The organism is Streptomyces sp. NPDC033174, assembly GCF_055577795.1.
In genome coordinates this window covers 1,068,947-1,084,402 of sequence record NZ_JBVIPQ010000001.1, presented here as the reverse complement: position 1 = coordinate 1,084,402, position 15,456 = coordinate 1,068,947, and the positions used below count along the sequence as shown (strand labels likewise).

12 protein-coding genes and 1 pseudogene are annotated in these 15,456 nt (G+C 74.4%); 4 read left to right on the top strand and 9 right to left on the bottom strand.

All coding sequences use genetic code 11. The features are described from left to right. Nucleotides 1-20 precede the first annotated feature (20 nt). The 9 genes from ACZ5VC_RS04870 to ACZ5VC_RS04830 all read right to left on the bottom strand — a co-directional run bounded on the left by ACZ5VC_RS04870 (nucleotide 21) and on the right by ACZ5VC_RS04830 (nucleotide 13,481). Entirely contained in the window at nucleotides 21-1,070 is a 1,050-nt protein-coding gene (locus ACZ5VC_RS04870; protein ID WP_469118654.1) for a transglutaminase-like domain-containing protein, read from the bottom strand. 46 nt (nucleotides 1,071-1,116) lie between these two features. Further along, nucleotides 1,117-2,286, bottom strand: a complete 1,170-nt coding sequence (locus tag ACZ5VC_RS04865) for an NAD(P)/FAD-dependent oxidoreductase (protein ID WP_469118653.1) — start codon at nucleotides 2,284-2,286, stop codon at nucleotides 1,117-1,119. Beyond that, nucleotides 2,283-3,806 carry an FAD-dependent oxidoreductase gene (locus ACZ5VC_RS04860; protein ID WP_469118652.1) on the bottom strand — a complete coding sequence of 508 codons (1,524 nt, stop codon included), beginning with the start codon at nucleotides 3,804-3,806 and terminating at the stop codon, nucleotides 2,283-2,285. The genes ACZ5VC_RS04865 and ACZ5VC_RS04860 overlap by 4 nt, the downstream gene beginning before the upstream one ends. After that, on the bottom strand, nucleotides 3,803-5,905 hold the full coding sequence (locus ACZ5VC_RS04855) for a molybdopterin oxidoreductase family protein (RefSeq protein ID WP_469118651.1): 2,103 nt from the start codon (nucleotides 5,903-5,905) through the stop codon (nucleotides 3,803-3,805). The genes ACZ5VC_RS04860 and ACZ5VC_RS04855 overlap by 4 nt, the downstream gene beginning before the upstream one ends. Then, nucleotides 5,898-7,265, bottom strand: a complete 1,368-nt coding sequence (locus ACZ5VC_RS04850) for a nitrate/nitrite transporter (protein ID WP_469118650.1) — start codon at nucleotides 7,263-7,265, stop codon at nucleotides 5,898-5,900. Before ACZ5VC_RS04850 ends, ACZ5VC_RS04855 begins: the two co-directional genes overlap by 8 nt. A 13-nt stretch (nucleotides 7,266-7,278) precedes the next feature. Beyond that, the gene (locus ACZ5VC_RS04845; RefSeq protein WP_469118940.1) at nucleotides 7,279-8,655 is read right to left on the bottom strand and encodes a nitrosuccinate lyase; all 1,377 of its coding nucleotides are present in this window, start codon (nucleotides 8,653-8,655) and stop codon (nucleotides 7,279-7,281) included. 497 nt (nucleotides 8,656-9,152) lie between these two features. Next, nucleotides 9,153-11,147, bottom strand: a complete 1,995-nt coding sequence (locus ACZ5VC_RS04840) for an FAD/NAD(P)-binding protein (RefSeq protein WP_469118649.1) — start codon at nucleotides 11,145-11,147, stop codon at nucleotides 9,153-9,155. A gap of 113 nt (nucleotides 11,148-11,260) precedes the next feature. Further along, nucleotides 11,261-12,835 (bottom strand): AMP-binding protein, encoded by a 1,575-nt coding sequence (locus ACZ5VC_RS04835; RefSeq protein WP_469118648.1) that lies wholly within the window; start codon nucleotides 12,833-12,835, stop codon nucleotides 11,261-11,263. A gap of 190 nt (nucleotides 12,836-13,025) precedes the next feature. Beyond that, entirely contained in the window at nucleotides 13,026-13,481 is a 456-nt protein-coding gene (locus tag ACZ5VC_RS04830) for a GNAT family N-acetyltransferase (RefSeq protein ID WP_469118647.1), read from the bottom strand. A 101-nt stretch (nucleotides 13,482-13,582) separates the two neighbouring features. On the opposite strand from ACZ5VC_RS04830, the gene ACZ5VC_RS04825 reads away from it, so the two are divergent. The 4 genes and pseudogenes from ACZ5VC_RS04825 to ACZ5VC_RS04810 all read left to right on the top strand — a co-directional run bounded on the left by ACZ5VC_RS04825 (nucleotide 13,583) and on the right by ACZ5VC_RS04810 (nucleotide 15,225). Next, a complete protein-coding gene (locus tag ACZ5VC_RS04825) occupies nucleotides 13,583-14,566 on the top strand; it encodes an NADPH:quinone reductase (protein WP_469118646.1) in 984 nt (327 codons plus the stop codon). After that, nucleotides 14,563-14,827: pseudogene (locus ACZ5VC_RS04820) on the top strand (shikimate dehydrogenase); the annotation flags it as partial. The gene ACZ5VC_RS04825 and the pseudogene ACZ5VC_RS04820, both read left to right, overlap by 4 nt. 7 nt (nucleotides 14,828-14,834) lie before the next feature. Next, nucleotides 14,835-14,951 carry a hypothetical protein gene (locus tag ACZ5VC_RS04815; RefSeq protein ID WP_469118939.1) on the top strand — a complete coding sequence of 39 codons (117 nt, stop codon included), beginning with the start codon at nucleotides 14,835-14,837 and terminating at the stop codon, nucleotides 14,949-14,951. 70 nt (nucleotides 14,952-15,021) lie between these two features. Then, the gene (locus tag ACZ5VC_RS04810) at nucleotides 15,022-15,225 is read left to right on the top strand and encodes a hypothetical protein (RefSeq protein ID WP_469118645.1); all 204 of its coding nucleotides are present in this window, start codon (nucleotides 15,022-15,024) and stop codon (nucleotides 15,223-15,225) included. Nucleotides 15,226-15,456: the final 231 nt, after the last annotated feature.

Genomic DNA, 15,456 nt, shown 5'->3' with positions numbered 1-15,456 from the left:
GTGCAGCTCCGCGGTGTTCCCTACGGCGCCACGCGGCAGTTCGCCGGCAGCTGTCGGCAGAACGACTCCGGCCGCCCCCCGTCCGTACACCGGTGCGCCATCAGCGGCTCGCCCGCCTCCCGTTCCCAGGCCAGGACCCAGTTCGGGCGCGAGCCCCGGCAGAAGTCCACGAACCCGGACGGGGTTCCGGCGTACCGGCCCGCCCGGTAGGCCTGGACGGGATCCAGCGGCACCCACAGGCCCGCCTCCCTGACCTCCGCCCAGGCGTGCGGGATGCCCGCGCTCTGGTACGGGCCGGAGGGACCCAGCAGGAAACCGCCGCGGGTGCGGACGGCCAGGCCGGCGGCCCGGGCGTGGACCGCCATCACCAGGGCGGCAGTGACCGAGTCCAACACCCCGGCTGCCAGAGCCTGTTCGGGGTCGCCGGCGAGTGCGGCGGGCAGTCTCGCGTACTGGTAGCGCCCGGTCAGGAGGCCGTCGTACAGCTCTCCGAACACATCCCGCGCCGCCCGCGACCGCGCCCGGCACGCGTGGCCCCGCAGTGTCACCTCCGCCAGGACCCGGCCGCCCGGCTCCAGCGTCCGCCAGGTGTGCACCGTCGCTGTACCGGGCGTCAGCGCGGTCGCGCACAGGGGCGGCCCCGGTGACGTCACGCACCCGTCCGAGCAGTGCGTCGAGATGGCCAGCCGCAGGCGCCGTCCGGCCGTCCAGCCGGCCGACGGGCCGGCCGGCTGGACGGCCCAGCGGCGCTCGGCCGCCTCGGCCATGGACCGGCCGGTCCCCGCGAGCAGACCCAGGTTCATGAGGTCGTACCGGTCCAGGAGCACACCGTCCGCGGTCTCCTCGGACGGCAGACCGGCGTCGATGAGCTGCTTCACCGCCTGTTCGTCGGTGCCGAGCAGGCGTGCGGCGACCCGCAGTCCGACCTCGGGGCCGCGGTGGGCGTCCGGGATGCGCGGCAGCCGCTCCACAGCCGGCAGCCAGCGCAGCCGCAGTTCGGCGGCCGACACCGCGCCGCGCTCCGGACAGACCGGTCCGCCGCCGGCCCCCTCGCTCATTTCGTCGCTCATCCGCCCTCTCCGCGTACGTCGGCGCCGATCTGTTGCCATGAGCCTGTCAAGAGCGGGGGAGGGTGTCCGAGGACTCCCGCACCCTGCCGTACGACTCCGTGGCACCCACCTCGACCCGGCCCAGCACCGTGTGCCCGTCGCCGGAGAGGACCCGCTTGGCGTAGCGCCCGGCCGTCCAGTCCACTTCGGTGAACTCCATCGCCCCTTCCGTACGGGCATGGATGTCACCGGACCCCGCGACGCCGACCCCGAGCAGCTTGAGCCGGGTCGCTGCGGGGGTGTCCTCGAACGGCGCGTGACCGAGGCCCAGCAGCTGCCGGGCGACCGACGCGGCCATCCGGAACCCCGGCGCGGCCAGGCCGTGGCACCGGCCCGCCACCGCCGCGCATTCGCCGATCGCCCAGATCGCCCCGTCGGCGGTGCGCAGCCGGTCGTCGACGAGGAAACCGCCGCGCTCGCCGGTGGCCAGCCCGGCCGGGGCCGCGAGCTCGTCGCGGGGGCGGATCCCGGCGGAGAAGACGACGAGTTCCGTCTCGATCCTCGTGCCGTCCGCCAGGGTCACCCCGCACACCCGTCCGTCGGCGCCGGCGTCCACCGACGCGGTCACGGCCGCGCAGTGCACGCGGACGCCCAGACCGCCGACCAGGGAGGCGAGCAGCTCGCCACCCGTGGCGTCGACCTGGAGGGGCATCAACCGGTCCGCCATCTCCACGACATGGGGCCGTGTTCCGAGGAGCCGCAGCGCGTCGGCCGCCTCCAGACCGAGGAGCCCGCCGCCGATGACGACGGCCGGCCGGCCGGGCCGGGCGGCCGCCCGGATGGCGTCGATGTCCTCGACCGTCCGGTACGTGAAGCAGCCGGGCAGATCGCGCCCGGGCACCGGCGGCACGAACGGCCGCGATCCGGTGGCCAGGACCAGCGCGTCGTACGGCTGGCGGGTGCCGTCCGCGCGGATCACGGCCCGGCCGGTCCGGTCGACGGCGGTCACCGGCGCGGAGAGCCGAAGGTCGACCACGGGGTCGTGGGCGGCGAGCGCCAGTTCGGCGGGGGTGCGGCCGTCGACCAGGGAGGAGAGGGAGACCCGGTCGTAGGCGGGACGCGGCTCCTCGGCGAGGACGACGACCCGCCAGCTGTCCGTACGGTCCAGCGCGCGCAACTCCTCGACCAGCCGGTGGCCGGTCATGCCATGGCCGACGACGACCAGGATCCGGCTCATGACACCACCTCCAGAGGCTCGGCCGCGCCGCGCAGGGCGGCGCACAGGCTCCGCACGCCGTCGGCGCAGCCCCCGCACCCGGTGGTGGCCCGGGTCGCCACCGCGACCGCGCGCACATCGTGCGCGCCGTCGTGCCAGGCGTGGACCACGTCCCCCTTGGTCACGTGGTTGCACTGACAGAGCACCGCGTCGTCCGGCAGCGCCGCCGGTTCGCTCTCCGCGTCCCGCACGGCGCTTCCGAGCAGCAACGCCACCCGGTCGCCGGGCACGGGCCGGCCCTGGTCGAACAACTGCCCCACGTCGGCGATGGCCCGCGGCAACCCGACCAACACGGCGGCGGCGACGCGCTCCTGGCGCACCACGAGCCGCGCGTAACGCCCCCGGGCGGGATCGGAAAGCGTGACGACCTCGCCCTCGGGACGGGCGGCGCCCGGCGCCGGCGAGTCCGGCGGGGTGGCCGGCGTGTGGGCGGAGCCCGCCGCGCCGGGGCTTCGGTTCACCGCGGGCGGGCACACCTCCGCCGCCGAGCACGGGGCGCCGTCCCCCGTGGTCCGGTTCGGTTCGGCCGCAGCCGGCCGGGGCGCCCCGTCGTCGGACCCCCCACCCATGTACGCCACGTCCAGCCCCGGCGTCCTCGGCCGCACCAGCAGCGGCGGGCGGACGTAGCCCGTCGTGGACGCCCCCGACAGGACCGCCGCCAGGGTGTCCGCCTGGGACCAGGTCTCGGAGAGGTGGCCCGCCGAGCCGCCCGGGGGGCTCGCGCAGTCGCCGAGGGCGTGGATCGACGGGTCGCTGGTGCGCAGCCGGGCGTCGACCAGGATGCCGCGGTGGACCTCCAGGCCGGCCGCCCGGGCGAGGGACGTCTCGGGGGTCGTGCCCGTGCACAGCAGGACCGTGTCGGCGCGCAGGTCGTCCCAGGCCGTGACGCGGGTGCCGAGGCGCAGTTCGACCCCCAGATCCTCCAGCCACGAGGCCACCAGCGCGCCGGCCACCGGGTCGAGGCCCCGGCTCATCGGATGGGGGCCGGCGTGCGCGAGGACCGTCTCGTGGCCGCGCCGGCGCAGCGCCGAGGCCGTCTCGACGCCGAGGACTCCGCCGCCCACGACGGCCACCCGGCCCCGGACGGGCCGTACGCAGTCGGCCAGGGTCCGCACGGTCCGCACCGCCCCGGTGTCCGGGGATCCCGGGACCGCCGTGCGTGCGCCGGTCGCCAGGACCAGCGTGTCGTACCGCTTCACGGTCCGGCCGGCCGGTGTCGTGGCGTGCACGAGGCGCCGGGCGCGGTCGATGCCGTGGACGGTGACGCCCGTCCGGACCCGGACGCCCTCCGGCGGAGGGGGCAGCGTCAGCGCCTCGGGCGGCAGGGTGCCGTCGAGGACGGAGGTCAGCAGGGTGCTCTGGTACGCGGGAACGGGCTCCGCGCCCAGGACCGTTACCGGCCCCCGGTGCCCGAGAGCCGCCAGCCGCGCGGTCAGGCGGTGCGCGGCGAGTCCGTTGCCCACGACCACGATCCGGTTCATGCCGTCACCGCGGCCGGCTCGATCCGTACCGCGCTCACCTTGAACTCCGGCATCCCGCTGCGCGGGTCGAGCGCCCCACTGGTGATCAGGTTCGCCCGTCCCTCCCCGGTGTAGTGGAACGGCAGGAACACCGTGTCCGTCCGCAGGCTCTCCACCAGCCGCACCCGCGCCACCACCGACCCGCGCGCCGACGTCACCCGCGCGCTCGCGCCCTCGTTGAGCCCGGCGCGCCGGGCGGTGTCCGGGTGGACCTCCACGAACGGCTCCGGCGCCGCGGCGTTGAGCTGCCGCACCCGGCGGGTCTGTGCCCCGGACTGGTAGTGGGCGAGGACACGGCCGGTCGTGGCGTACAACGGGTACTCCGCGTCCGGGACTTCGGCCGAGTCGCGGTGGTCGACCGGGGTGAAGCGCGCCCGGCCGTCCGGATGCGCGAAGCGGTCCAGGAAGAGCCGGGGCGTGCCCGGATGGGGTGTGCCGATGCCGCCGCGGTCCGGGCACGGCCAGTGCAGCGCCTCGCCCGCGTCCAGCCGCTCGTAGCTGATCCCCGAGTAGTCGGCGCGCCCGCCCCGGCTCGCCCGGCGCAGCTCCTCGAACACCTCGCGCGGCGCGGCGGGGAACCGCTCGGCCGGCTGGCCGAGCCGTACCGCCAGCTCCCGCAGCACCTCCAGGTCGCCGCGGACTCCGGCGGGCGGGTCGAGGAGCGCGCGGCGGCGCAGGACCCGTCCCTCCAGGTTGGTCAAGGTGCCTTCCTCCTCTGCCCATTGGGTCACCGGAAGCACCACATCGGCCATCCGCGCCGTCTCCGACGGCACGAAGTCGGCCACCACCAGCAGGTCCAGCGCGGCGAGCCGCTCGGTGATCCGGCCGGCGTGCGGGGCGGAGACCACCGGGTTCGAGCCGAAGACCAGCAGGGCGCGCGGACCGCTCCCGGTGCCCAGCGAGTCGAGGAGCTCGTACGCGCTGGGGCCCGGACCCGGCAGTGACCGTGCCGGTACGTCCCAGACCTCGGCGACGTGCTCACGCGCCCGGCGGTCGGTGATCATTCGGTAGCCGGGCAACTGGTCGGACTTCTGGCCCAGCTCGCGCCCTCCCTGGCCGTTTCCCTGTCCGGTCAGACAGCCGTAGCCGCTGCCCACCCGGCCCGGCAGGCCCAGCGTCAGCGCGAGATTGATGAACGCCGAGACGGTGTCGGCGCCCTTGCTGTGCTGCTCGGCGCCCCGGCCGGTGAGCACATAGGCGCGACGGGCGCCGGCCAGCAGCCGTACCGCCTCCCGCAGTTCGTCCGCGGGGACCCCGGTGACCCGTTCCGTCCGCTCCGGCGTCCAGGAGACGGCATGCCGCCATGCCGTGTCGAAGCCGCTGGTGCGGTCCTTGAGGAACGCGTGGTCGAGCAGACCGTCCACGACGGCCACGTGCGCCAGGCCGAGCGCCAGGGCCAGATCCGTGCCGGGCACCGGCCGCAGATGCAGCAGCGCCCGCTCGGCGGTCGGTGTGCGGCGCGGGTCGACGACGATCAGGTCGGCCCGGTCGAGGTGGCGCATCAGCGGCGGCATCGTCTCGGCCGGGTTGGCGCCGGCCAGCAGGACGACATCGGCCCGGCCCAGATCGGTCACCGGGAACGGCAGTCCCCGGTCGATGCCGAACGCCGCGTTGCCCGCGGCCGCGGCCGAGGACATGCAGAACCGGCCGTTGTAGTCGATCCGGCTCGTCCCGAGCGCGACACGGGCGAACTTGCCCAGCAGATAAGCCTTCTCATTCGTCAGGCCGCCGCCGCCGAACACGGCCACAGCGTCCGGACCGTGCGCGCGCCGGATCGCCCTCAGCCGCCCGGCGATCAGGTCGAGGGCGGTGTCCCAGCCGGCGGGGGCGAGCGCCCCGTCCGCGCCCCGCACCAGCGGCTGCCGCAGCCGGTCCGGCACGCCGAGGACCTCGGGGGCCGTCCAGCCCTTCTGGCAGAGGCCGCCCTGGTTCACGGGGAACGCGGACGGCTCGACCCGTACCTCGTCCTCCGGGACCCGGGTCAGTCGGGTCCCGCACTGCAGGGCGCAGTACGGGCAGTGCGTGTGCACGGTACGCACCGGAACGCGCGGGTCAGACACGGGTGACTCCCGGCCGTACGGGAGCGGGGCCGGACTCGGCCGCGCGCGCCGGGCGCAGGTAGACCGCCCAGGTCACCGCCACGCAGACCGCGTAGAAACCGAGGAAGGAGAGGAACGCGGGGGTGCCGCTTCCGCCTCCGCCCCCGTAGGAGGCGCGGAAGACCAGGTTGACGGCGACCCCGCCGAGCGCGCCGACCGCACCGGCGATGCCGATCACCGCGCCGGACAGGCGGCGCGCGCGGGCGAAGGAGGCCGTGGCGTCACGGCCCCCGGTCACCTCGAGACCGGCCTGCCCGGCGAAGACGGCGGGGATCATCTTGTACGTGGAGCCGTTGCCGACGCCCGTGAGGACGAACAGCACGGTGAACCCGCCGACGAACAGCGCGAACGAGTCCCGCTCCGAGGCCGTCAGGAGCACCCCCGTCCCGGCGGCCATCGCCACGAACGTCCAGCAGGTGACCCGCGCGCCGCCCCACCGGTCGGCGAACCTGCCGCCCATCGGACGGGCCAGCGAGCCGAGCAGCGGGCCGAGGAAGGTGTACGAGGCCGCCTCCAACGGCGTCGACCCGAACTGGGTCTGCAGGACGAGCCCGAAGGCGAAGCCGTACCCGATGAACGAGCCGAACGTGCCGATGTAGAGCAGGGAGATCCACCAGGTGTGGCGGTTGCCGAGCGCCTCGCGCTGGGCGCCGCCGCCCCCGCCCCGCAGAGGCGCGATGTTGTCCATCCGCAGGGCGGCGAGGAGCGAGGCGGTGACGATGAGCGGCAGATAGACGCCGGCGACGTACGACGGGTGCGTGTCACCGGCCGTGCTGATGACCAGGAGTCCGAGGAGCTGGACGACGGCGACCCCGAGGTTGCCGCCGCCCGCGTTGAGCCCGAGGGCCCAGCCCTGGTGGCGCTGCGGGAAGAAGGCGGTGATGTTCGTCATCGAGGAGGCGAAGTTGCCGCCGCCGACGCCGGCGAGCGCGCCGATGACCAGGAACACCCACAGGTCGGTGCCCGGGCGCTGGACGAAGTACGCGGCGGCGCTCGCCGGGACGAGGAGGACGGCGGTGGCGAACACGGTCCAGTTGCGGCCGCCGAAGCGGGTGACGGCGTAGCTGTACGGGAGCCGCAGCACCGCGCCGACCAGCGTCGGCGTGACCACCAGCAGGAACTTCTCACCGGGCGTGAACGGGAGCCCGATCCGCGGGGACATGAACAGCACGAGGACCGACCACATGCTCCACACCGAGAACCCGATGTGCTCGGAGAGCACGGACAGCGCCAGGTTGCGGCGGGCGACGGTCTTGCCGCGCGTCTCCCAGAACCGGACGTCCTCCGGGTCCCAGTCCTCGATCCAGCGACCGGACGCCATCACGCACCGCCCCTCATCGTTCGGTCCCGCGCAGCGCGCGGTCCACGAGGGGACCGGCCGCGCCGGTGTACTGGGACGGGTCGCACAGCGCCGCCAGTTCGTCGGCGTCCATCAGACCGTGCAGCTCGGGAGCCTCGGAGAGGACGGCTCGCAGCGGCCGGCCGCTCTTGTCCGCGGTGACCGACGCCCACGTCAGCAGCTCCTTGGCGGCGGCCTTTCCGAGCCGGGGCGCGAGGACGGCGGCGATCCGCTCGGAGACGACCTGGCTGCCGGTGAGGGCGAGGTTCTCCCGCATCCGGTCCTCACGGACCTCCAGGCCCTCCGTGAGCTCCACGGCGGTGTGCGCGGCGCCGCCGGTCAGCCACAGGCACTCGCGCAGGAGCTGCCACTCGGCGTGCCACACGCCGCCCGACCGCTCGTCCTCGGAGACCAGGCACTGCACCAACCCGCCGGACAGCGCCGGTACTTGCAGGGCGGCGCTGCGGATCAGGGTGGCGAGGACCGGATTGCGCTTCTGCGGCATCGCGGAGGAGCCGCCGCGGCCGGCGCGGGTCGGCTCGGTGACCTCGCCGACCTCGGTCCGGGTCATCGACTGCACATCGACCGCGATCTTCCCGAGCGCGCCGGCGGTGAACGCGAGCGCGGACGCGAGGTCGGCGACCGGGGTCCGCAGGGCGTGCCACGGCAGCATGACACGGGTCAGCCCGGTCTCGGCGGCGAACGCCTCCGAGAGCCGGTCCTGGTACGCGCCAGGCTCCACCGGGTGGTCGGCGGGGCCGTCGATCCGCGCGTACTCGACGTACCCGGCGAGGGTCCCGGCGGCGCCGCCCAGGGAGATCGGCAGCTCTGAGAGCACCCGGCCCAGGCGGGCGTCGGCGTCCAGCACGATCTGGCGCCAGCCGGCCGCCTTCAGCCCGAAGGTCGTCGGCACGGCGTGCAGGGCGAGCGTCCGCCCGGCGATCAGCGTGTCCCGGTGCCGGGCGGCGAGCCCGGCGAGCGCGGCGGCGGTACGTCCGAGGTCGGCCCGGATGACCCGGATCGCCCGGTCCGCGACCAGCATCGCGCCCGTGTCGAAGATGTCCTGACTGGTCGAACCCCGGTGCACGTACTCGGCGGCGGCCGGGTCGTCCGCGGCGACGACCCGGGTCAGCGCCCGCACCAGACCCACGACGGGGTTGGCGGTCTCCCGCGCACTGAGCGCGAGCTCCCGCACATCGAACCGCTCGGCCCGGGCGGCCCGCGTGATGGCCCGCGCCGCGAACCCGGGCACCGTCCCAAGCCGCGCCTGCGCCCGCACGAGCGCCGCCTCGGCATCGAGCATGGCCTGCAGCCACGCCCGGTCCCCGACGGCACTCTCGACGGGCGTCCCGGCCCGCACGGGCGAGAGCAACCCGGAATCGTAGGCGTCGGCGGGGACGGGTGCGGCTTCCGCGGCACGCCGCGCGCCTGCGGGGTGGGGGCCTGCGGCGTCCTGCCCGAGCGGCTCACGGGCGTCGTGGGCGCCTGCGGCGCCCGAGGTGTGCGGGCTGCCGGGGTTCTCGGCGGCTGCCGCCGCCGGGCAGCTTGCGGCGCCCGGGTCGCGTTCGCCGCGCGATGCCTTCCCCGCGGCTGCGGTGTCGGCGCCCGTACTTGCGGCGCCCGGTTCGGCACCGGAGGTGTGCGGGCTGCCGGGGTTCTCGGCGGCTGCCGCCGCCGGGCTGCTTGCGGCGCCCGGGTCGCGTTCGCCGCGCGATGCCTTCCCCGCGGCTGCGGTGTCGGCGCCCGTACCTGCGGCGCCCGGTTCGGCACCGGAGGCGTGCGGGCTGCCGGGGTTCTCGGCGGCTGCCGCCGGGCTGTCTGCGGCGCCCGCGCCGGCCGCGCCCGGCGCGGCCCCGACCGTTCGCGGCGTCACACGATCACCCCCGTCAGTTCGGCGTCGTCCGTCACCGGGCGGACGGACTGGGGGACGTGCGCCGATGGGGGGAGGGTGCGCAGGGCGCGGGCTATCGCGTCGGAGTCGCTGAGGGTGACCGAGTCGACGCCCGGCCGGATGCCCGCCGCCGTCACCCAGTGGACGGACTCCGTCGGGACGCCGTAGGCGAAGCGGCGCGGGTGCGGGCGGCCGCGGCCGTCGATGACGCGGTACGGGCGCTCGGTGACCGCCAGGCCGCCGGTCTCGTAACTCGTCCCGCAGGCACCGGCGATGCGGTACGGCGCCGCCTGGTCGGTGTTGAGGAGGTGCAGCATCAGCGGGTCCCGCGTGCGTCGCAGGTCCGGTTCCGGCAGGCGCGCCTCGATCAGGACCGCCGCCCTCACCGGCGGCCCCGGCACCGTGCCGGACGCGGCCACGAACGACGGGGCCGCCGCGTCCAGGCGGATCTGGGTGCCCGGGCCCATCACCTCGAGGACACCCGCCTCGATCAGCGCGATCATCTCCTCGATGCGCGACGCCGGCGGGCCGATCGACAGGAAGCCGTTGAGCGGGGTGTACCAGCCCTCCAGGTCGTCCCGGTGGGAGTTGCCCTCCAGGCCGCCGTGGTCCACCGCGAGCCGGACCTCGTTGCGCAGGTCGCGCAGCACGTCGAGCGCGGCCTTCAGGGGCCCCTCGACGTTCCCCGCCCTCGCGTCGGCGACGTCCCGCGCCAGATGCGCCAGCAGCCACGCCCGGAACTCCGACCGGTCGGCGAACTCCCGCTCCCCGTACGGCCTCGACAGCTGCTCCCAGTCCCAGCGCTCGGCCTCCTTGACGCCGTGTTCGGCCACGAGCGCCTCTCGCTCGGCCTCGCCGTCGAGGGCGAGATAGCGGGTGGTGAACTCCTCCCGCTCGGCGCCGCGCCCCAGGGACTCCAGCAGCGTGCCGTAGTAGACGCTCTCCACCTCGCGGGAGATCAGCGGCCACAGGTCCTGGCTGAAGTTGACCCGGTCGCCGTCGACCGACCTGCGGCGCAGGTCCGCGATGAACTCCGGGGTGAGCAGCTGCGGCAGGTGGCGTCCGTACGCGCCCTTCTGGTTCTCGCCGCGCGCGTGGTACGGCACGCCGCGCCGCGACGAGGCGAAGAGCCTCGGCTCACGGCCGGACGGCCGGTACACGAGCCGGTCGTCCTCGCGGCGCTCGAACGCCCCGCCGCGTCCGACCGTGAACAGCGCCATGTGGTCGAAGAAGTTCAGCCCGAGACCGCGCAGCAGGACGTGCTGTCCCGGCTCGATGGAGCCGAGGTCCAGGTCCGCCGGGTTCCCGGGCGTGACATAGGTGAGGTTGTGGATCCGGGCGAGGCTCGCCGTACGGGCCTCGCGCGCCGTGAGCTTCGCCGGCACATGGCCCTGCGCGAGCACCACCCCGTCGAGGTGGTTGAGCCGGGTGCCGTCCTCCAGACGCACCCCCTGCGGCCCGCCCGGCACCCCGTGGGTGTCGGCCATGGCGACCGCCCGCGTCCGGTGCACCCGTACGGTGATGTGCTCCGGCGCCCGCGCCACCACCCGCAGGAAGCTGTCGTGCAGGTAGCGCCCGTAGAAGGCGCGCGTGGGGTACGCGTCGGGGCCCAGCCGCCGCGCCTCCGCCAGGGTCGCCGCGTCGTAGCCGTCGGTGGACGCGCCCGCGTCGGCCAGCGCCGACAGCTCCCGCGCCCACTCGTACAGGCTCGGTCCCGGCTCGATCGGCCCCTCGATCCGCGCACTGTCGTCGGTGTACACGGTGACCTGTGAGGCGACGGTGTTCATCAGCAGATGCCGCGACTGCTCGGTGCGCCACACGGCCCCCGCGCCGGGCGCCGCCGGGTCGACGACGTGGACCGTCAGCGTGCCGTACGCAGGGGAGAGCCGTTCGTTGGCGCAGAGCCGCTCCAGGACGGACAGCCCACGGGGGCCGGCGCCGACGATGCAGACTTCCGCATGACCGCTCTTCATAGGGTCTCCGTTCTCGGGTGATGGGGGCGGTGGCTGCGCGGTGACGGCGCGGAGCGCGGCGGCAGGGGTGGGGCGGCAGGCGCGGAAGGGCGCCCGCCGCCGCTCGGGAAGGGCTACTTGCCCTGGTCGCCGGCCGCGAGCAGCCGCGCGAGCTCCAGTCGCTTGATCTTCGTCGTGGCGGTCTGCGGCAGCTCACCGAGGCGCCACTGCACCGGCTCCGCCATCGGCGGCAGCGACGCCGCCGCTGCCTTCCAGGCGGCGTGGTCCAGCGGCCGGTCGTCCTTGGTGCAGACGACGGGGACGGCGGTCCCGTCCTCGCCCGGGATGATGATGACCTCGGCCAGCTCGTCGAGCTTCCCGAACAGGGTGTCCTCGGCGGCCAGGGTGGAGCCGAAGCCCTCGATCAGGTCGACCTCGCGGTCGAGCAGATGCACGCAGCCCCACTTGGTGCGGTAGCCGACATCGCCCATCCGCCACCAGCCGCCTTCGGAGACCTGCTGGTCGTAGCGGGCCTGCTCACCGAGGTAGGTGACGATCCGGCCGTCGCTGCGGACCTCGATGTAGCCGGGGTTGTCGGGCGACGGCTCCTTGCCGTCGCGGCTGACGACCCGTACGTCGGTGAAGCCGGGGAAGGGGTGGCCGACGCAGCGGCCGTCGTCGTCGAGGGAGCGGCGGCGGGTGAAGGCACGCACCACGGCCGGGCCGACCTCGCTCTGCCCGTACAGCTGGCCGAACAGCGGGGCCCTGCGCCGCGACGCACGCAGCAGCCGGTGCACGGTCCTCGGGTGGATCGCGTCGAAGGTGGAGCTGAAGAGCTTCACATTGGCCAGCGGCCGGCGCGGGTCGTGCGCCAACTCCTCCCATTCCATGAAGGAGTTGGGGTGCGCCTCCAGGATGCCGGGGCGCAGCTGCGCGAAGAGGTCCGCGGCCCGCTTGGGGTCGGAGTCGGCGAGCACGATGATCGGGAAGCCCCGGTGCAGGGAGATCGCGAGCGCCGTGAACAGCCGCGAGTGCACGAACGAGACGTGCATCGCGATGGGCTCGGGGCGCCGGAACAGCGGCTTGATCACGGACGCCTGCGGCCGGTAGCGCGCCTCGAGCGTCCGGCCGGTGTGCACGGCGAGCTTGGGCGTCCCCGTGGTGCCCGAGGTGTGCGTGATGAGCGTGGGGTGCTCCGGGGGCATGGTCACCGGGGCCACCCGGTCGACGCCCTCCAGGGAGGCCAGTTCGACGGCGCCCTCGTGGCTGCCCGAGGCCAGCAGGACCTTCTCGGCCCGGTCGAAGACCGATGCGGGCAGGTCGTTCTCCAGCTTGGCCGCGTCGGTCAGCAGGAACGGCCGGTCCGTGCGGCGCACCAGCTCGGCCGCGGTCTCGCCGTCCAGCTTGGGCGAGAGGAGCACCGGTACGGCTCCGATGCGGGCGATGGCGCAGGAAAGGAGCGTGATGTCGAAGCCGTCGGACTTGTAGACGACGACCCGCTCACCGGGACGCACCTTCGCGGCCCACAGCCGGGAGGCGAAGTCGTCGATGAGATCCGCGACCTCCGCGACGGTCGCCCGCCGGCCGAGCCGGGGGGCGATGTCGAGGTCGTGATCGAGGATCACCACGTTCGCGGGATGCCGGGCCGCCGCGCGCTCGAACAGCGTGCCCAGCCGGATGCCACGGTTTCCAATGCGCTGAAGCAGCATGACCCCAAGCTCTCGTCAGTAGAGATATGCCAAAGTCGGGCCGCCCCTGCGGGAATGGGAATTGCGGCAGGGGCCGTTCCTGAGCCGAAATATGAGGGCTGTTTTCACCGGTCGACGGGAATACTGCTGAGGGGGGTGGGTGGGGGTCAACGAATGGCTTCAGGGTCCGTCAAGTCCAGGGCGCGGTACGTCAGGTCGCGGGCGCGTCCGCTTCCGCCACGTCCAGCGCGAAGTGCAGCGCCCCGATGCGCATCCGCTGTGCGTGGTAGAAGCGCTGAGCGCCGTGGTTCGCCGTGCCGGTGTCCAGCTCGATCCGTACGCACCCCGCCCGCCTGGCGCGTTCCCGCAGCTCGGCGAGGAGGTGGGCGCCGACACCGGTGGAGCGGGCGGAGGGCGCGGTGACGAGGTCGTCGACGAAGAGCAGCCGGCCGCGGCTGGTCGCCAGGACCCGGTGTGTGGCGACGCCCACACACCGCCCGGCGGGATCGTATACGGCGGTGAACACCAGCCCCTGTCCGTGCGACGCGACGGCGAATTCGGTGAACTCGACTTCTCCGAGACCCGGTCGCAGGGTCCTGATCAGTGGCGCGACATCGTCGGCCATGGCCGGTTCGCCCGGCTTCACATCCCTCATTGTCAATTTCACGGTCTCAGCCTAGGCCGCTAATCCCGCAGATCCATACGGAGTTGACACACAAGGGGTTACGGGTGGGAAACACATGGGCCCCCCTGCCAGAATCCCGTCCCATGCGCGCTGCCTACATCGAACAGCTCGGATCACCGGACGTCATTCAATACGGGGTCGTGGCCGATCCCCGCCCCGGGCCCACGGACGTCCTTGTCGACGTCCTGGCCGCCACGGCCAATCCGGTGGACACATTCGTCCGGTCCGGGCTTTTCCGTACGCCCACGCCCTTTCCCTTCGTGATCAGCCGTGACCTGGTCGGCACGGTCGCCGAGGTGGGTCCGGGAGCGGCCGGCTTCGCCGTCGGCGACCTGGTCTGGAGCAACAGCCTCGGGCACGGGGGGCGTCAGGGCGCCGCCGCGCAGAAGGCAGTGGTCGCCACCGACCGGCTGTACCGGCTGCCGGCCGGCGTCGACCCGACCGCCGCGGTCGCTGTGGTGCACCCGGCGGCGACGGCGTATCTGGGGCTGTTCACCCATGGACGGATCAGGCCCGGCGAGACGGTCGTGGTCGCGGGCGCCGGCGGCAACGTCGGCAGCGCGATGGTGGTGCTGGCCGCGGAGGCCGGCGCGCGGGTCCTCGCCACGGCGAGCGAGCGGGACGCGCAGTACGTGCGGTCGCTGGGCGCGGCGGAGGTCTTCGACTACCGGGCGCCCGAGGTGTACCAGCGGATCGCGGAGGCGAGCCCCGGGGGCGTCGACGCCTATCTCGACTGCTCGGGCACCAACGACCTGGGCCACACCGTGGACTTGCTGGCGCGGCGCGGCCGGGTCGTCATCCTGGCCGGGGCCCGTTCGACGCCGGTGCTGCCGGCCGGGCAGCTCTACATGAAGGACTGCTCGATCGTCGGCTTCGCCATCTCGCACGCCTCGGCGTCGGAGCTGGCGGAGGCGTCGGTGACGATCAACCGGCTCCTCGCGGCGGGGCGGTTGCGGCCGCGGGCGGTGGAGGCGCTGCCGCTGAGCGAGGCGGCGGACGTCCACCGGCGCCTGGAGAAGGGCGCCCTGCACGGCCGGCGGGTCGTCCTGCGGACGGCCTCCCCGTGACACGGGCGGCCGTCCTGGGTTCACCGGTCGGCCACTCGCTGTCCCCGGTGCTGCACCGGGCCGCCTACGAAGCGCTCGCTCTCGACGACTGGAGCTACACGGCCATCGACTGCGACGCGCGCGAACTCCCGGGCGCTCCACGGTCGTTGGACGACGGCTGGGCCAGGCGTCTCGCTCACCATGCCGCTGACGCGGGCGGTCCTTCCGCTGCTGGACACGGTCTCGGAGCGGGCGCGCGCCGTCGGCGCCGTCAACACCGTCGCTCTCGATGCTGCTCCACCAGGCGGTGGCCCAAGTGAGCCTGATGACGGGCCGCGACGACGTCCCGCCGGCCCCCATGCGGCCGGCCCTCACCCGGGCGGCGAACGCGCGAACAGCCGTGTGAGCGGCGGTTCCCCGCTGTACGGTGGCCGTAGGAGCAGTTGAGCACGGGGGGAATCACAGTGGCATCGATCTTGATTCTGTTCGGAGTCCTGGCCGGAGCCGTCGTGCTCCTGATCGTCACCCTGCTGCGGCGCGGAGGCGGCCGCACGCAGAACGTGGAGGGCCTGCTCATCGAGCAGGCGGCCCGAGAGCGGGCGCACCACAACCGGACGTCCTTCAACTCCCTCGGGGCGCACAACGCGCCGCCGACGGTGGGGGACAGCCACCACCGCTAGCGGGCCGCGCGTCCCTCAACCCTGCCGCGCCGGTTCCGGGCGTAGGAGCAGGCGGGCGAAGTCCCACGTCGGATCGGCGTCGCGGACCGCCCTCGGCCCCCGCGCCCCGGTGGACGCGGCGTAGGACAAGGCGAACACACCGGCCGGCCGGTCCCACCCCGGGCCGCGCAGGGAGAACACACGGGACCGGCCCGGCGCGGCCAGTGCCTTCCTACTGCGTGGCAGCGACCG

What these genes read in the sequence shown, in the direction of transcription:
- ACZ5VC_RS04840 (WP_469118649.1), bottom strand. Translation starts at nt 11,147, where the DNA reads ATGAAGAGCGGTCATGCGGAAGTCTGCATCGTCGGCGCCGGCCCCCGT.
- ACZ5VC_RS04865 (WP_469118653.1), bottom strand. Translation starts at nt 2,286, where the DNA reads ATGAGCCGGATCCTGGTCGTCGTCGGCCATGGCATGACCGGCCACCGG.
- ACZ5VC_RS04815 (WP_469118939.1), top strand. Translation starts at nt 14,835, where the DNA reads ATGCTGCTCCACCAGGCGGTGGCCCAAGTGAGCCTGATGACGGGCCGC.
- ACZ5VC_RS04835 (WP_469118648.1), bottom strand. Translation starts at nt 12,835, where the DNA reads ATGCTGCTTCAGCGCATTGGAAACCGTGGCATCCGGCTGGGCACGCTG.
- ACZ5VC_RS04870 (WP_469118654.1), bottom strand. Translation starts at nt 1,070, where the DNA reads ATGAGCGACGAAATGAGCGAGGGGGCCGGCGGCGGACCGGTCTGTCCG.
- ACZ5VC_RS04860 (WP_469118652.1), bottom strand. Translation starts at nt 3,806, where the DNA reads ATGAACCGGATCGTGGTCGTGGGCAACGGACTCGCCGCGCACCGCCTG.
- ACZ5VC_RS04850 (WP_469118650.1), bottom strand. Translation starts at nt 7,265, where the DNA reads ATGGCGTCCGGTCGCTGGATCGAGGACTGGGACCCGGAGGACGTCCGG.
- ACZ5VC_RS04825 (WP_469118646.1), top strand. Translation starts at nt 13,583, where the DNA reads ATGCGCGCTGCCTACATCGAACAGCTCGGATCACCGGACGTCATTCAA.